This is a genomic window from Pseudomonas sp. NFPP02 (assembly GCF_900119355.1).
In the GTDB taxonomy this organism is placed as follows: domain Bacteria; phylum Pseudomonadota; class Gammaproteobacteria; order Pseudomonadales; family Pseudomonadaceae; genus Aquipseudomonas; species Aquipseudomonas paracarnis.
The window spans coordinates 38,023-54,535 of record NZ_FPJI01000019.1; the positions used below are offsets into that span (position 1 = coordinate 38,023).

Here is a 16,513-nt window from a genome sequence, read left to right on the forward strand (position 1 = left end):
CGAAGAGCCCAGCTACTTCAACAGGCAAAGTTGTCAATTTTGACCTGGCCATCCGGAAAAGTGGCGATGATTTCCAGCTCGCCCCCCATCGCACGTATGTAGTCACGCAACGTGCTGATGTACATATCAGTACGACGCTCCATCTTCGAAACCGCTGCCTGGTTGATATTCAATGCCTTTGCCAGGCTTGCCTGGCTCAGTTGCTGGGCTTTGCGCAACTCATGCAGCGGCATTTCTTTCAAGTGTTGCTGAAATATCTGCTCGGCATCGGCGTGCGCCTCAGGTGTCATGCGAGCTTTCAGTTCCGCGAATTTCTTAGCCATGGTCACGGCCCTCTTTACGCAATGAGTCTAAATGTACGTCGTACAGCTTCTCTGCCAAGGGTACGTACTCGTGGTACCAACGGTGCTGTGCGGTTTTATCGCCACCTATCAGCAACACTGCACAGCGCCGAAAATCGAAGGCATACAACACCCTGTAAGGTCGCCCTGCATGCTGTACCCGCAACTCTCGCAGGTTGCCGTGCCGAGCACCCTTGATATCGCTGCTATGGGGAAAGCGCAGCCCAGGCCCGAACAGCCCCAGCAAATCAACACTGGCAGCCACCGACGATTGCTCCTTTGCATCCAAGCCATCCCACCACTCTTCGAATTCATCCGTGTATTCAATGTCCCAGACCATGCAAATATGCCACCCAAGGAATATAAACTCAAGTGCATAACTTTAGGCCGGCGTCGGTTGGTCGCCAGCCGTGTTCCGGAAAAAATTGTATTCACATCCTTCAGGCTGCCCGGTGAGCAATAAATGCCCTGCTTTCATGAACCAACGTACTTCTTCAAAAAATCTTCCAAAAAAAACCGCCCTTTCGGGCGGTTCAAAAAACTCGGCCGTGATCAAAAACCGAGGGAGAAACTCACAGTCACTGCGTGGTCCTTGTCGTTACGCGAGAGTTGGCCCGAATAGCCCAGGCCCAGTCTGCCGTTCTGGCTGATCTGGTAATCCAGCCCCGCTTCCACCACTGCACTGTCCTTGGCAATCGGCACGCCTTGGGTGCTGAACGAGCCACCGCCATTGATAAAGCTCAGGTCGGCGTCGGGCTTGGTATCACCGAAGGCATGGCGCCAGCCGATGCTGCCCCGTGGGGTGATTTTCGAGCCGTTGCCCAGGGTGATGGTCTGGCCAATGCGCACGCCCAGGGTCGAGTAGGTGATGTCCTGGTCGGCATCGCCACGCAGGGCTGCCGAACCGCCTTTTTCCTTGATGGTGTCGCTGTCGTAGTTGACGTAGGCCAGGCCGGCGAACGGTTCCAGGGCCACGCTAGGGGTTTGGATGGTGTAGCCGACTTCACCGAACACCTGCGCACTGCGTGCCTTGTAATCGGCTTTGAGGCGTTGGCCCTCGCCACCGACGGCCACGTTGCGTTTGCTTTCGACGTCATGCCAGCTGTACGCCACGCCCATGCGTGCGACGAAGGCTTCCTGCTGGTAGGCGGTGTAGGCCATCAGGTGGTAGCTGTCCACATCGGCGCTGGAATTGCGGCGCTTGGCGTCCAGGTCGCTGCGGGTGTAGCCGGCGGCCACACCGACGCGCCAGGCGTCGTCCACTTGCTTGTCGGTGCCGAGCAGGAAGCCGCTGAGGTTGCGGTCCAGCTTGGCGCTGTTGCTGTCACCGCCCATATGGCCCCAGGTGCCGAGCACGCGCATCCAGCCGACCATCTCACCGTGACAACCGGCGCTGCTCAGGTGGTTTTCGCTGGGTGCCAGGGCATTGCGCGGGTCGTCCTCGCGGTAGCAACCGGGTTGGCGCAGGCGCTCGTTGACCGCATCACGCACGTAACGCGAGTCTTCAAGCATGGCGCTGGCGGTGCTGGCGTGGATTTCGCCGGACAAGCTGTCGAAGGCCGCGCGTGCCGCTGCCACATCACCATTAAGCAGGGCGTTTTGCACCGCTGCGCCACCGACTCCGGTGCCTGTGCCCAACGCCGCCGCCACGCCGCGCTGGTTACCAGTGGCCGCCACACTGGCGTAACTGACGTCGTTGCGGCTGACCGCCAGGGCCACTTGGGTTGGGCTGTAGTTCAACGCGGAAGTGAGGAACGCCAAGTTCTCCAGATTGGTGGTGGCAAAGGTACCGTTGACTGCGCCCGCCGTCAGCAGGGTGTAGGTGGTGGCGCCGGCATAGGGTGCCAGGTTGACCACATTCAAGGTGCCGCCCAGGTTGGCGGTACCGCCCACGGCCAGGGAGCCGGTGGTGGATGGGGTGATCACCAGGTTCAGCGCACCGGTGCTGGCGTTGGTAAAGTTGCCGGCCACGGTCAGTTTGCCGCTGTCGGGTGTCACCGAGCCGTTGTTGACCAGCGAACCGACACTGCCGTTACCGGTCAGCCCCGCACCGTTGGCCACATTGACTTGGCCGCCAATCACGGCGCCTGGGTTGGCCGCGTTGCCCACTTGCAACACGCCCTCTTCCACCGCCACGGTGCCGCTGAACGGCTGGTTGCCGGTCAGCAACAGCGCGCCTGCGCCTTGCTTGATCAGCGCACCGGTGCCGCTCAAGGTGCCGCTGAACTGGCCATTGGTGCGCTGGGTAAACAACAACCGCGCGTTGTTGAGGATCCTGCCACGCAGGCTGGTGGTGGTGCCCGCCAGCGTACCGCCACTGACGGTAGTGCCGCCGGTGTAGGTATTGGCGCCAGTCAGCAGCAAGGTGCCCGCATCCAGCTTGTTGATGCCGCCGGTTCCCACCAGCGGTGCATCAATCTGGGTAGTCACGCCGGAATTGACTCGCACCGCCGCCAGGCTGCCATCCGCCGCGTTGGTCGGGCTCAAGCTGCCGCCTTCGCCGGCCGTCAGCACGTAGCCGGCGTCCAGCACTTGCAGGCCGGTGAAGCCTTGGTTGCCGACCACGGTCACGGTGCCGCCCTGCCCGCCAAATACCGCGAACTGGTTGGTGGACGCCTGCCCCTGGGTGCCGGTCGGGTCGGTCCAGTTGGTGCCCGGGCCCCAGGTGCCACTGCCACCGGTAATGGTGCCATCGGGGTTGGTGGTGCCGCCGTTCCAGAACTGGATCTGCCCTGGCGCGGTTTGCACCACCAGGTTGAGCTGGTTGGCCAGCGCCGTTTGCAGGCTCAGGTTGCCCAGTGCCACCGGCAAGGTGCCAAAGGTGAGGCCGTTATCGGTCAAGCTGCCGCCGTAGCGGAACAGTTGGTACACGCCGACGCCGAAGCCGCCGGTATCGCTGACGTTGAGAGTGCCGTCCAGGGTCAGGTTGCCCGCCACGTTCACCGCCGTACTGGAAGCACCCGGTGCGCCGAGGGCGAAGTCCAGGGTGGTGCCCGATGACAAGGCCAGCGAACCCACCGACAGCGGCGTCGCGGCGCCGGCCTGGAGCACCGAGCCGTCTGCCATGTTCACCGCACCGCCCAGAGTCCCGCTGCCGCCGAGGGTCGCGCCGCTGGCGACTTGCACTGCGGCGCTGTTCAAGGTGCCGTTGACCAGCAGGCTGCCGGTGTTGACGTTGGTAGTACCGGTAAAGGTGTTGTTGCCAGTCAGCAGCAACGCTCCGGTGCCGGTTTTGTTCAGTACACCAGCGCCGGTAAGGTTGCCGGTGTAGGTGCCGTCAATGGCTTGCTCGAAGGTCAACGCCGCGTTGTTGGCGATGGCGCCTTGCAGGCTGGTGGTGTTGCCCGTGGTGCTGCCGCCGTTGAGCGTGGTACCGCCGCTGTAGGTGTTGGCACCTGTCAGCAACAAGGCGCCGCTGCCGTTTTTCACCAGGCTGCCAGTGCCGCTGACCACGCCATTGAGGGCCAGGTCGTGGCTGCCGGCCAGGGTCAGCGGGCCACCCAGGTTGAGGGTATTGGCCAGTTGCAGGTCGGTGCTGCCATCCAGTTGCGCCGCGCCGCCGACCGTCAAGGCACCACTGCCCAGGGCAGCATTATTGCCAAGGATCAATTGACCGGCGTTCAGGCCAGTGCCGCCGCTGTAGCTGTTGACGCCATTGAGCGTCAGCGCTGCCGCACCGTTTTTCACCAGGCTGCCGCTGCCGCTGATGCCACCGTTGAGGGTCAGCGCGTTGCTGCCTGCCACCGCCAAGGCACCGTTGAGTACAGCCGCATTGGCCAGGCTGACCGCCGCGTTGCTGTCCAGGGTGGTGCCGCCGGCCGCCGTCAGAGCGCCTGTGCCGAGGGCACTGTTGTTGCCCACCACCAGGGTGCCGCCATTCAGCGCGGTACCGCCGGTGTAGCCATTATTGCCGTTGAGTACCAGGGTGCCACTGTCGAGCTTGGCCAGGGTGCCAGCGCCATTGAGGGTCACGCCCAGGGTCGCGGTGGCATTGGGGTCGACGCGCACCGCGGTGTTGCCGGTGCCGCCATTGACCAGGTTGAGCACGCCCGCCGTGCCGGAGCCCAGGGTGTAGCCATCAGTGACGAACTGCATGCCGGTGATGTTCTGCGTGCCGTCCACCGTCACGTTGCCCGCCGCGCCTTGGAACACCGCGAAGCTGTTGACCCAGCCCTGGTTGAGGGTGCCGTCGACATTGGTCCAGTTGGTATTGCCGGCGTTCCAGGTGCCGTTGCCGCCGTCAATCGCACCGTTGCCGATCAGGCTGTTGCCATCCCAGAACTGCACGGTGGTGTTGGGTGCAGTCACCAGCAGGTTGACCTTGCTGGTGATCGCGGTCTGCACTTGCAGATCACCCGGTACCACACTGCCTGGCAGTGTGCCGAGCGCCAGGCCGTTATCGGTCAAGGCCCCGGTGTAGTTGATGAGGTTGTAGACGCCGCTGCCAAAGCCGCCGATATCGGTGACATTGAGGTTACCGTCCAGAGTCAGGTCGCCGCCGACATTCAGCAGGCCTGTGCCGCCGCCCAGCACCGGGGTGCCGAGGCCAACATCCAGGTTCGAGTTGCCACCCAGCACCAACGAGCCCACCGACAGTGTGCTGCCGGAGGCCAGGCCGATGTGCCCACCGTCGGCCACGGACACCGCGCCGGCCAATGAACCGCTGCCGGCCAGGGTTGCGCCGCTGTTCACCGCCACCGTGCCGCTGGCCAGGGAACCTGTGACATTCAAGGTACCGCCGTTGACGTTGGCCGCGCCGCTGAGGGCATTGGTGCCGCTCAGGTTGAGCACCCCGCTGCCGTTTTTATCCAGGTTTCCGGCACCGTTGAGCGCGCCGCCAAAGCTGTTATCGAGGTTGCTGCCTCCCACCGCCAGCGTAGCGCCGCCCGCCACCTGCACCGTGCCGGTGCCAGCCAGGCTGTTGAGGTTGGCATTGCCACCCAGGTTGAGGCTCGCGCCGCTGCCGACAGTGACGCCGGAGGTGGTTCCCAGCGCACCATTACCCGCCGTGGTCACGCTGCCGGCCGCCACGGTCAGTGGGCCGCTGAAGCTGTTGTTGCCAGTCAGCAGCAGGTCCGCCGCGCCATTCTTGATCAGCGCTGCATTGCCAGCGAGTACGCCGGCCAGGGTCAGGTTGTTGCTGCCAGCGACGCTGAGGTCGCCATTGAGGTTGACCGCATTGGCCAGCACCAGCGGCGTGCTATTGGCCAGGGTCGCCGCACCGCCGACGGTCAGCGCGCCCGAGCCCAGGGCCGTGGTGCTGCCGAGGGTCAGCGTACCGGCATTGAGTGCCGTGCCGCCGCTGTAGGTATTGGCGCCGTTCAGGGTCAGGTTGGCGCCACCGGCCTTGGTCAACGAACCACTGCCGTCCACCACGCCGTTGAGGCTCAGGTCGTTGCTGCCGCCGACGGTGAGCGCGGCATTCAGGCTGGTGTTATTGGCCAGGGCCAACGCCGTGTTGCTGTCCAGGGTGGTTGCCCCATTGACCGCCAAGGCACCACTGCCCAGGGCCGACGCATTGCCCAGGGTCAGGGAGCCGGCATTCAACTGCGTGCCGCCCAAGTAGGCATTGGCGCCGTTGAGCGTGAGGTCGCCCGCGCCGGTTTTGGTCAGCCCACCGGTACCGCTGACCAGGCCGTTCAGGCTCAGGTCGGCGGTGCCTAGAATGCCCAGGTTGCCGGCCAGATTGACCGTATTGGCCAGGGCGACCGCCGTGCTGCTGTCGAGGGTGGTGCCGGCGGCCGCGTTCAGGGCGCCACTGCCCAGGGCCGTGTTGGAGGCCAGGATCAGGCCGCCTGCGTTGAGTGCGGTTGGGCCGGCATAGGTGTTGTTGCCACTGAGGGTCAGGTTGGCGATGCCATTTTTGATCAGGCTGCCCGTGCCCGCCACGGTGCCGGCCAGGGTCAGGGCATTGCTGCCGCCGACGGTCAACGTACCGTTGACGTCCACATTGTTGGCCAGGTTGACCACAGCGTTGCTGTCCAAAGTGGTGCCATTGGCGGTGGTCAATACGCCGCTGCCCAGGGCACTGTCATTGCCGACCACCAGCGTGCCGCCATTGAGTGCGGTGCCGCCGGTGTAGCTATTGGCGCCGTTGAGCACCAGGGTGCCGGTGTCGAGCTTGGCCAGGGTGCCACCGCCGTTGAGCGCGACGCCCAGGGTGGCGGTGACGCCAGGATCGACACGCACAGCGGTGTTGCCACCGGTGCCATTGAAGAGGGTCAAGGCCCCCGCCGTGCCGCCCGCCAGGTTGTAGCCATCCGTGACGAACTGCAACCCAGTGATTGCTTGCGCGCCGTCAACCGTGACAGTGCCCGCCGTGCCTTGGAACACGGCAAAGCTGTTCGGGGTCCAGGCTGTATTGAATGCGCCGTTGACGCCGGTCCATTGGCTGGCGCCTGCACTCCAGGTGCCGCTGCCGCCTTCGATGGTGCCATTGCCCGTGGTTTGGCTGCCGTCCCAGAACTGCACGTTGGTGCTGCCGTTGACCAGCAGGTTGACCTGGTTACCGATAGCGGTTTGCAGGTCCAGGTCGCTGGCCGGGATGTTCACCGGCAGGCTGCCCAGCAGCAGGCCGTTGTTGGTCAGGCCGCCGGTGTAGTCGATCAGGCGGTAGATACCCGCACCGAAGCCGCCGATATCCGTGACGTTGAGGGTGCCGTCCAGAGTCAGGTTGCCGTTGACCTGCACCAGCGCGGTGCCGCCCGTGGCGGGCGCGCCGAGGCCCGCATCCAGATTGGAGTTGGCATTGAGCAGCAGCGAACCGGTGGTGAGGGTCGCGCCGGAATTGACGGCCAGGTGGCCGCCGTCGGCGATGCTCACGTTGCCCAACAAAGTACCGGTACCACCGAGGGTGGCACCACTGCCCACCGCCACGTTGGCGCTGGCCAGTGAGCCATTGACGAGCAAGCTGCCGGCGTTGACCTGGGCATCCCCGGTCACCACGCTGAGACCACCGAGGGTCAAGGCGCCTGTGCCGTCTTTGGTCAGGTTGCCGAGGCCTGCCACGACGCCGTCGAAAGTGCTGTCGAGGTTATTGTTGCCGACGCTCAAGGTGCTGCCGGCCCCTACTGTGGCAAGCCCGGTACCCGTGAGGGCGCCCAGGCTGGCGCTGCCGCCCAGGTTCAAGGACGTACCGCTCGCCAGGTTGACCCCGGCGCCGACACCCAGTGCTCCGTTGCCCAGCGTGGTGAGGCTGCCCGATTGCACATCGAACAGGCCGTTGAAGGTGTTAGTGCCGGTCAGGCTCACATCCGCCGTGCCGGTTTTGACCAGGCTACCGCTGCCGGCCAGCACGCCGGCCAGGGTCAGGTTATTGTTGAGAGCACCCACGGTCAGCCCAGCGTTGAGGTTGACCGCATTGGCCAATACCAGCGGCGTGCTGTTAGCCAGCGTGGCCGCGCCGTTTACGTTCAAGGCGCCGGTACCCAGGGCCGCTGCCGTGCCCAGGGTCAGCGTGCCGGCGTTGAGGGTGGTGCCGCCCTGGAAGGTGTTGACGCCATTGAGGGTCAGGTTGGCCGCGCCGTCTTTGCTCAGGCCAGCCGTGCCGGTGACCAGGCCACCCAGGGTCAGGTCATTGCTGCCGGTGACGGCGAGGTTGGCGTCAAGCACGACGCCATTGCCCACACTCAGCGCTGCCGTGTTATCCAGGGTCGCCGCGCCGCCAACGGTGAGGTTGCCCAGACCAAGGGCGGTGGCGCTGCCCAAGGTCAGCGTACCGGCGTTCAGGGTGGTGCCACCCAGGTAGGCGTTGGCGCCGCTGAGGATCAGATTGGCCGTGCCCTCCTTGGTCAGGCTGCCCGCACCGTTGATTGCGCCGCCGAGCGTCAGGTCAGCGGTGCCGCCGATGCCCAGGTTGCCAGCCAGATTGATCGCGTTAGTGGTGGTAACCGCCGTGCTGGCGTCCAATGTTGTGCCGCCGGCGGCGTTCAACACGCCCGCGCCCAGCGCCGTATTGCTGGCCAGGATCAGCCCGCCTGCGTTCAAGGCCACAGGGCCCAGGAAGGTATTGGTGCCGCCGAGTGTCAGGTCTGCCGTGCCGTTCTTCACCAGACCACCGATGCCACTGATGGCGCCATTGAGCGCCAATGCGTTGCTGCCGCCGACCGTCAGGCTGCCGCTGAGTACCGCATCATTGCCCAGGGTTACGGAGGCGTTGCTGTCCAGTGTGGTGCCCGCCGCAGCAGTCAGGGCGCCAGTACCCAGCGCGGTGTTGCTGCCGACCACCAAGGTACCGCCATTGAGCAAGGTGCCACCGGTGTAGCTGTTGGCGCCATTGAGCACCAGCGTGCCGGTATCGAGTTTGTTCAGAACGCCCGCGCCGGTGATATCGACGCCGAGGGTGGCAGTCGCCAGTGGGTCGACGCGCACGGCGAAGTTGCCGCTGCCGGTGCTCAACTGCCCACCGGTGCCATTGACCAGGCTGTAGCCATCGGTGACGAATTGCAGACCGGTGATGGTTTGTACGCCATTCACGCTGACAGTCCCCGCAGCACCTTGGAACACCGCAAAGCCACCGCCCCAGGTCTGGTTGGAAAGGCCGTCGGCCGAGGTCCAGTTGGTGCCCCCCGCTGTCCAGGTGCCGTTGCCACCGTCGACAGTGCCGTTGGCAAGGGTGTTGCTGCCGTCCCAGAAACGAATATTCGGCGCCGCTACCACCAGGTTGACCTGGCTGCCCACTGAGGTCTGTACCAGCAGATCACCCAGGCCATAACCCAGCGGCACCGTGTTGACGTTCAATGCGCCGGTCAAGCCGCCGGTGTAGTTGATCAAGCGATACACGCCGGCGCCAAAGCCACCGGCATCGCTCACATTAAGGTCGCCGGCCAGATTCACGTTGCCACCGACATTCATCAGCGAGGTCAGCGACGGTGCGCCAAGCGCCACATCCAGACTGGCCCCGGCACTCATGTTCAGGCCGCCAGCCGACAAGGTCGTGCCACTGCCCAGCGCCAGGTGCCCGCCGTTGTTGATATTCGCCGTACCCAATAGCGAGCCACTGCCGGTGAGGGTGCCGCCGGTATTCACGTTGACCGACGCGCTGCCCAGGGAACCATCGACATCCAGAGTGCCCGCGTTGATCGCCGTGTTACCGGTGATGCCATTGATTCCGTTGAGCGTGAGCGTGCCGGTACCCACCTTGATCAAGCTGCCCGCACCGCTCAGGTCTCCGTCAAAAGTACTGCTGGTGTTCACGCCACCCACGGTGAGTTCCAAACCACCGCCGACTGCCACGCCACCCGCACCGCTGAGGCCGGCCAGGCTGGAATCGACGCCCAGGTTCAGTGCGGCGCCGGTGCTGACATTGACGCCAGAGGTGTTGCCCAATGCACCGGTGCTGCCGGTGGTGACGCTGCCGGAGACAATATTCAATGGCCCGGTAAAGGTGTTGTTGCCGCTCAAGGTCAGGTCAGCCAAGCCATTTTTTATCAGCGCACTGGCGCCGCTGATCACGCCGCTGAGGTTCAGATCATTGTTGCCCGCGAGCGTCAGGTCACCATTGAGCGCAACCCCGCTGCCCAGAGTCAAAGCCGCGCTGTTATCCAGGGTTGCCGCACCGCCGACCGTCAAGGGGCCTGCGCCCAATGCGCCTGCCGTGCCCAAAGTCAACGTACCGGCGTTGAGGCTGGTGCCACCGGTGAACGTGTTGGTGCCGTCAAGGGTCAGGTTGGCCAGGCCATCCTTGATCAGCGCCCCCGCACCGCTGACCACACCGCCCAGGGTCAGCCCATTGGTGCCGCCGACGGTCAGCCCGGCGTTGAGGACAATGCCATTGCCCAGCGCCACCGCCGAGTTGCTGTCCAGGGTTGCGGCGCCGCCGACGGTCAAGTTGCCCAGGCCAAGCGCCGTATTGCTGCCGACGGTCAGGCTGCCCGCATTCAGAGTAGTGCCGCCCAGGAAATTATTGCTGCCGCTGAGTGTCAGGCCGGCCGCGCCGTCTTTGGTCAGGCTGCCTGCACCGTTGACCGTGCCGCCCAGGGTCAGGTTGGCGCTGCCACCGATTCCAAGGTTACCGGCCAGGTTGATCGCGTTGGCCAGCGTCGTACTGGTACTGGCGTCCAGGGTCGTGCCCCCGGCTGCATTCAACGTACCCGCGCCCAAGGCACCACTGGCGCCAACTACCAGCTTACCGCTGTTCAGCGCAGTGTTGCCCAGGTAAGTGTTCGCTTGATTGAGGATCAGATCCGCCGGGCCGTTCTTGATCAACCCACCAAGGCCCGCCACCACACCGCCAAGGGTCAGCGCGTTGCTGCCGCCAAGGGTCAGGTTACCGCCCAGGTTGAGGTTATTGCCCAGGCTCACTGCTGCACTGGCATCCAGCGTGGTACCCGCCGAGGCGTTCAACACACTGGCGCCGAGCGCAGTATTGGAGCCAACCACCAGCGAACCGGCGTTGAGGGCCGTGGCGCCGGTGTAAGTATTGTTGCCCGTAAGCGCCAGGCTCGATACGCCCTCCTTGATCAACCCGGAACCACCGCTGACAACCCCGCCAAGGGTCAGCGGGTTCACGCCGTCTACGGTCAGATTCGCGTTCAAGGTAATCGCATTGCTGGTTGTCAGCGCAGCATTGCTTTGCAAAGTACCTGCACCCGCCACGGTCAAGGCACCGGTGCCTAGCGCGGTGGCATTGCCCAGCGTGAGCGTGCCGGCGCTCAAGGTAGTACCACCCTGGAAGGTGTTGGCGCCGCTGAGGATCAATTCGCCGGTCCCGGCTTTGTTCAAGCCAGTATTGCCCGAGATCAGGCCGCTCAAGGTCAGCCCGGTAGCAGCCCCCTGCACCGTCAGTCCACCGGTTCCGAGGGTCATCAGGTTAGCCAGCGTCAAGCCGTTGCCAGTGGCCTCGATAGCACCGCCGTTAGACGTGAGCACACCGCTGCCAAATGTCGCGTTGTTATTGAATTGCGCCACACCCCCATTGAGCGTAGTGCTGCCGCTGACCAACGGCCCCTGCAACGTCCAGGTGCCACTGTTGATGGCCAGGTTGTTGAAGTTGACATAGTTGGCGCTTGAAGCCGTGCCGGTGCCCGTACTGCCACCACCGACACCCGTCGTGTTTTCAAGGATCAGCGAGTTGCTGCCGCCTGCGCCGCCGTCCACCTGGCCGGTGGGCGCGAACGTCAGGTTCACGCCGATCAGTCCGCCCAGGCTTAAGCCGAGGCCGCCGCCACTGGTCACCTGCGACCCCGTGACCGCTGTAAACGTGTTGGTACTGGCGGTCCCCATCGACACGCCGCCAGAGATAGTGCCGGTGTTGCGGAACGTGTTCCCTGTAGTGGAGCTCTCGAACGCCACGCGCCCGGTCAGGGCGCCGTTGTTGGTCATATTGACCTGCCCGCCACCCTGCACGGCTACCACCGGGGTATCGGACGTGAACAGCGACAGGCCGAGCAAGGAGGAAGAACCAATGACGCCGTTGTTGACGATCGTGGTGGTGCCGCCTGCGCCGTTGGTGGCGTTGAGGGCCATGCCATCCAACGAGGCCAGGTTCAGCCCCAGCAACGCGCCAGTACCGCGCATGATGCCGGTGGCACTGTTGGTGATGTTCAACACGCTGGCTGCCGTGTTGCCGATCACCACACCACCGCTCAACACTGAAACCAATCCGAGGAGTGCCGGGTCAATGGTGCCGGAGTTGTTCAACGTGGCGTTGTTGCCGGTCAGGGTCAGTGCTTTGCCGCCCAGCGTTGCGTTGAGTTGCGCCCCGGCATTGACGTTGACCGTCAGGTTATTGACCGCGCTGCTGAAAGTGTTGAGGAACAATGGCAATGACGGCACGCCCGTACAGGTCACCGTCGCGCCGACCGTAGGGCTTGCCGGGCTACAGGCGGCAAACACATCCGGGCTTGCCAGGCCCATCACCAGCCCGGCCACTCCGAGGCGAATCGCGAGAGAAAGTGCAGAAACACGAGGTAAAGCGGCAGTCGCAAGTCTTCTATCCACGTTCTACTCCTTGTGGTCCAAGCCTTTCATCCGTGACTGCGTGCACGCCTTGTTTCAACGATCCACACGCATCGAATTCGAAACACCTGACCGTGGTGACTACTGATCCAGTTTTTCGAAACGTTAGTAGACCCGCGCGAAAGCCATTGAATTAAATGGTATTAATACTTTCGTAAAACCGGCGTAAGAATGGGATGAGGGCCAACATCCATTGACTGTCGCGACAAAAATACAAGTTTCAAAATGTGAAAAAGCGCTCTAATAGCGCTCTATTTCCCCTGCTGTGGAATATTTTGTGGCCAGAGATTGCTCCCGCTCGGGTGCGCAGCGCCCGCAGTTTTTTGGGGCCGCTTCGCAGCCCAGCGGGAGCAAGCTCCCTCGCCACAATGGCCCCCCGAGTTGATCTACGTAAACGATGGAGTTCGTGATGCCCCATGAAGGCAACCTGTTACAAGCAGCCGTGGTGTTCCTGTTCGCCGCCGTGCTGGCCGTGCCCCTGGCCAAGCGCCTGGAATTGGGCGCGGTGCTGGGCTATCTGTTTGCCGGTGTGATCATCGGCCCGTCGGTTCTCGGCCTGATCGGCAACCCGCAAAGCGTGGCGCAGTTCTCTGAACTGGGCGTGGTGCTGTTGCTGTTCATCATCGGCCTGGAGCTGTCGCCCAAACGCTTGTGGGTGATGCGCAAGGCGGTGTTCGGCGTCGGTCTGGCCCAGGTCCTGCTCACCGGTGTGGTGATGGGCGCGGTCGCGCTATGGCTGTTTGGCCAGTCGTGGAACAGCGCCATCGTGCTGGGCCTGGGCCTGGCGCTGTCGTCTACGGCGTTTGGCCTGCAAAGCCTGGCCGAACGCAAGGAGCTCAACCAACCCCACGGGCGTCTGGCCTTTGCCATCCTGTTGTTCCAGGACATCGCCGCCATCCCGCTGATCGCCATGGTGCCGTTGCTGGCCGGCAGCGATCATCCGACCACCGAAGCCCAGGGCCTGCAACATGTGTTGCAGATCCTCGGCAGCATCGCGGTGGTGATCATCGGCGGGCGCTACCTGTTGCGCCCGGTGTTTCGCATTGTGGCCAAGACCGGCCTGCGCGAAGTGTCCACCGCCACCGCGCTGCTGGTGGTGATCGGCACCGCCTGGCTGATGGAGTTGGTGGGCGTGTCCATGGCCCTGGGGGCCTTCCTCGCCGGCCTGCTGCTGGCGGATTCGGAATACCGCCACGAACTGGAATCCCAGATCGAGCCATTCAAGGGCCTGCTGCTGGGGCTGTTTTTCATTAGCGTGGGCATGGGCGCCAACCTCAGTTTGCTGCTCAGCACGCCACTGGTGGTGATCGGCCTGACCCTGCTGCTGATCGGCTTGAAGCTGCCGCTGCTGTACGCCGTCGGGCGGATGGTGGGCGACCTCAATCGCGAAAGTGCCCTGCGCCTGGGCGTGGTGCTGGCGGCGGGGGGTGAGTTCGCCTTCGTGGTGTTCAAGATCGGTCGCGACCAGGGCCTGTTCGAACCGCAGCTGTACGACGTGCTGGTGCTCACCATCACCCTGTCCATGGCCGTGACTCCGCTGCTGTTGCTGGTGTGCCCGAAGCTGTTCAAACCCAAGGCCAAGCCGGTGGAAGTGCCCGAGGAATACCGCGCCATCGAAAGCGATGCGCCTCGCGTGGTCATCGCCGGCATGGGCCGGATGGGCCAGATCGTGGCGCGAATCCTGCGCGCGCAGAACATCTCGTTCATCGCCCTCGACACCTCGGTGGAAACCATCGAGCTGACCCGCAGTTTCGGCGGCATGCCGGTGTTCTACGGCGACCCCCAACGCCCGGAAATCCTCCACGCCGCCAAAGTCGATCAAGCGGAGTTCTTCGTGATCGCCATGGACGACCCGGAGATCAACATCAAGACCGCCGAGCTGGTGCGCAACCTCTACCCGCACATGAAGATCATCGCCCGTGCGCGTAACCGCCAGCACGTACACCGCCTGGTGGACCTGGACGCTTCACCGGTGCGCGAAACCTTCTACTCCAGCCTGGAAATGAGCCGCCGTACCCTGGTCGGCCTCGGTTTGAGCCAGGCCCAGGCCGATGCGCGCATCAACCGCTTCAAGACCCACGACCAGCAGGTACTCGCCGCCCAACACGCGGTATACGACGACGCGGCCAAGGTCATGCAAACTGCCCAGGAAGCCCGTGCGGAACTGGCGCGCTTGTTTGAAATGGACAGGCTTGACGAGGAATCCTCCGACAAGCTGTGATGGGCTGGATGAACGAAATTGCGAATTTTCTGACAGAATACGCCGCAATTTCGTTCATCCCCGGAGTGCTTCATGGCCACGTTCACCAAAACCGCAATGCTGCTCGCCCTAGCGCTTACCGCCGGCAGCGTGTTCGCTGCCACCAAGCCCGCCACACAGACAATCTCCACCTTGGGTGGCAAGTTCACCTTCAAACTGCCCAAAGCCTACAGCGCCGACACCCTGCCCTCCGGCACGGCGCAAGACGGCACCGCTGACACCCAAGGCACCCTGTACGCTAACTCAACGACGAAAAGTGTGGTGATCGTCGCCGAAACCGTGCGCAACGATGGGGCAACTATCCAGGATAACGACCCAAAGTTCCTCGACGGCGCGGTGGCTGATTTCGTCATAGACCAGAGCGCCGCCATGCCCGACTTCAAGAAACTGGGGGAGAAGAAACTCACCTACAAGGGCCTGGGCCTGCGCCAGGTGGACAGCAGCGCTACCCAAGGCGGAGGCAAGACCTTGAACTCCACGTTCCTGGGTGGTTCGGGCAACCATTTGCTGGTGATCCAGGCGATTTCCCGGGCGGATGATGTGAAGGGGCATGCGGCGTTGGTGAAGCAGATTACGGGCGGCAAGTAGCCCCCTCTTCCAGCCAACACAAAACCCATGTGGGAGCGGGCTTGCCTACGATGGCGGTGTGTCAGTCACTGAATCTTTTACTGAGCCACCGCTATCGCAGCATAGGTATCTACATAACTCTGTAAGCTCAGCGGTAACCACGATGCGAAGCGAGCCGCTCTTGATCTGCTTTTGATCTTAGGCGCCCCGTTAAACCACGCTGGCCGGAATCCGACAGGGATTTGGGGGCTAAACCGGCAGGGATGCCGGTTTAGCCGCCCCGCGCCATGGATGGCGCGTGGCGGCGGCCCCCCAAATCACTGGCGGATTACGGGCACACCGAGCCTAGGCGAGGTGCCGAGTGGTGGGGCAAGAGCGTTTTGCTTACTTTGCCGCGTTTGCAAAGTGAGCCGCCGTAAGGGCGGAACCCTAAGTGGCCGTTACCGCAGGAATGGATATGTACACGGTCCAACTGTGTTGACTGCCAGGCCGTCTTCGCAGGCAAGCCAGCTCCCACATTGGATCGCGGGGCATCAGTTATATCTGTGTCGGCTGCCAGGCCGTCACGGGAGCAAGCTCCCTCGCCACAAATTTAGCGTCGTGCCGAAGTTGTGTAGATACCTATGGCTATCGCAGGCAAGCCAGCTCCCACATGTTCAAGCGCATTTCACTTCAGGCTTTTCTCTAGCCAGGCTTTCAAGTCCTGCACTTCCACTGCGCTGATGGTGTGATTCATTCCCGGGTACTCATGAAACTCCGGCTTGAGCCCCAACCCCGTCAGCACCTTGTTCGCCTGCGTGGCCGAGCTAAAGGGCAGCGCCTGGTCCAAGGTGCCATGGCCGATAAAGATCGCCAGCTTGCCCATGGACGCATCAGGTTTGAGCGCAGACCTGAGCACCGGTAGCACGCTGCCACTGAGCGCAGCGATACCGCGTACCAACTCGGGTTCACGCAAGGCCACCTCGTAAGACATGATTGCGCCCTGGCTGAACCCCACCAGGAACACCCGATCACTTTGGGTGTGGTACTTGGCGGTAGCCTTGAGCACAAAGTCCTTGATCAGCCGGGCGCTGCTGAACAGTTCATCAGTCTCGCCGTTGTACTCAGGCTCATCGGTCTTGGTGAACCAACGATAACCTTGCGGCTCCACCGGCAGCGGCGCGCGCACCGACAGGTAGGTCCAGGTGGACGGCAACGCGTCCTTGATACCAAACAGATCTTCCTCGTTGCTGCCAAACCCATGCAGGAAGATCACCAGCGGCTGGTTGCGCGCATCACCCTGGGTCTGTTCCAGGTAGGACAAAGGCAAGTCGGTGTGCAAGCCGGAGTCGGCATGAGCGGCGCCGGCCACCAGGGCCAAGGCGAGGGCAAGTTGTTTGAGCATCGG

General features: G+C 63.3%; 6 protein-coding genes. 2 read left to right on the forward strand and 4 right to left on the reverse strand.

Going from position 1 to position 16,513, the window contains the following annotated elements; translation table 11 throughout:
* Nucleotides 1–17: 17 nt before the first annotated feature.
* The 3 genes from BT204_RS25185 to BT204_RS25195 all read right to left on the reverse strand — a co-directional run bounded on the left by BT204_RS25185 (nucleotide 18) and on the right by BT204_RS25195 (nucleotide 12,281).
* A complete protein-coding gene (locus tag BT204_RS25185; protein ID WP_057977105.1) occupies nucleotides 18–323 on the reverse strand; it encodes an XRE family transcriptional regulator in 306 nt (101 codons plus the stop codon).
* Nucleotides 316–681, reverse strand: a complete 366-nt coding sequence (locus BT204_RS25190) for a type II toxin-antitoxin system RelE/ParE family toxin (RefSeq protein WP_034127312.1) — start codon at nucleotides 679–681, stop codon at nucleotides 316–318. The genes BT204_RS25185 and BT204_RS25190 overlap by 8 nt, the downstream gene beginning before the upstream one ends.
* 212 nt (nucleotides 682–893) lie before the next feature.
* Nucleotides 894–12,281 carry an autotransporter-associated beta strand repeat-containing protein gene (locus tag BT204_RS25195; RefSeq protein ID WP_072448641.1) on the reverse strand — a complete coding sequence of 3,796 codons (11,388 nt, stop codon included), beginning with the start codon at nucleotides 12,279–12,281 and terminating at the stop codon, nucleotides 894–896.
* A gap of 427 nt (nucleotides 12,282–12,708) precedes the next feature.
* Between BT204_RS25195 and BT204_RS25200 the strand changes: the two genes are divergently transcribed.
* Both BT204_RS25200 and BT204_RS25205 read left to right on the forward strand, forming a co-directional pair.
* Nucleotides 12,709–14,520, forward strand: coding sequence for a monovalent cation:proton antiporter-2 (CPA2) family protein (locus BT204_RS25200; protein ID WP_054897037.1), 1,812 nt, complete (start codon nucleotides 12,709–12,711; stop codon nucleotides 14,518–14,520).
* 72 nt (nucleotides 14,521–14,592) lie between these two features.
* The gene (locus tag BT204_RS25205) at nucleotides 14,593–15,147 is read left to right on the forward strand and encodes a DcrB/PsbP domain-containing protein (RefSeq protein WP_072448643.1); all 555 of its coding nucleotides are present in this window, start codon (nucleotides 14,593–14,595) and stop codon (nucleotides 15,145–15,147) included.
* A 646-nt stretch (nucleotides 15,148–15,793) separates the two neighbouring features.
* On the opposite strand, the gene BT204_RS25215 is transcribed toward BT204_RS25205, so the two are convergent.
* Entirely contained in the window at nucleotides 15,794–16,510 is a 717-nt protein-coding gene (locus BT204_RS25215; protein ID WP_072448644.1) for an alpha/beta hydrolase, read from the reverse strand.
* Between the last annotated feature and the right edge of the window lie 3 nt (nucleotides 16,511–16,513).

What these genes read in the sequence shown, in the direction of transcription:
- BT204_RS25190 (WP_034127312.1), bottom strand. Translation starts at nt 681, where the DNA reads ATGGTCTGGGACATTGAATACACGGATGAATTCGAAGAGTGGTGGGAT.
- BT204_RS25215 (WP_072448644.1), bottom strand. Translation starts at nt 16,510, where the DNA reads ATGCTCAAACAACTTGCCCTCGCCTTGGCCCTGGTGGCCGGCGCCGCT.
- BT204_RS25185 (WP_057977105.1), bottom strand. Translation starts at nt 323, where the DNA reads ATGGCTAAGAAATTCGCGGAACTGAAAGCTCGCATGACACCTGAGGCG.
- BT204_RS25205 (WP_072448643.1), top strand. Translation starts at nt 14,593, where the DNA reads ATGGCCACGTTCACCAAAACCGCAATGCTGCTCGCCCTAGCGCTTACC.
- BT204_RS25200 (WP_054897037.1), top strand. Translation starts at nt 12,709, where the DNA reads ATGCCCCATGAAGGCAACCTGTTACAAGCAGCCGTGGTGTTCCTGTTC.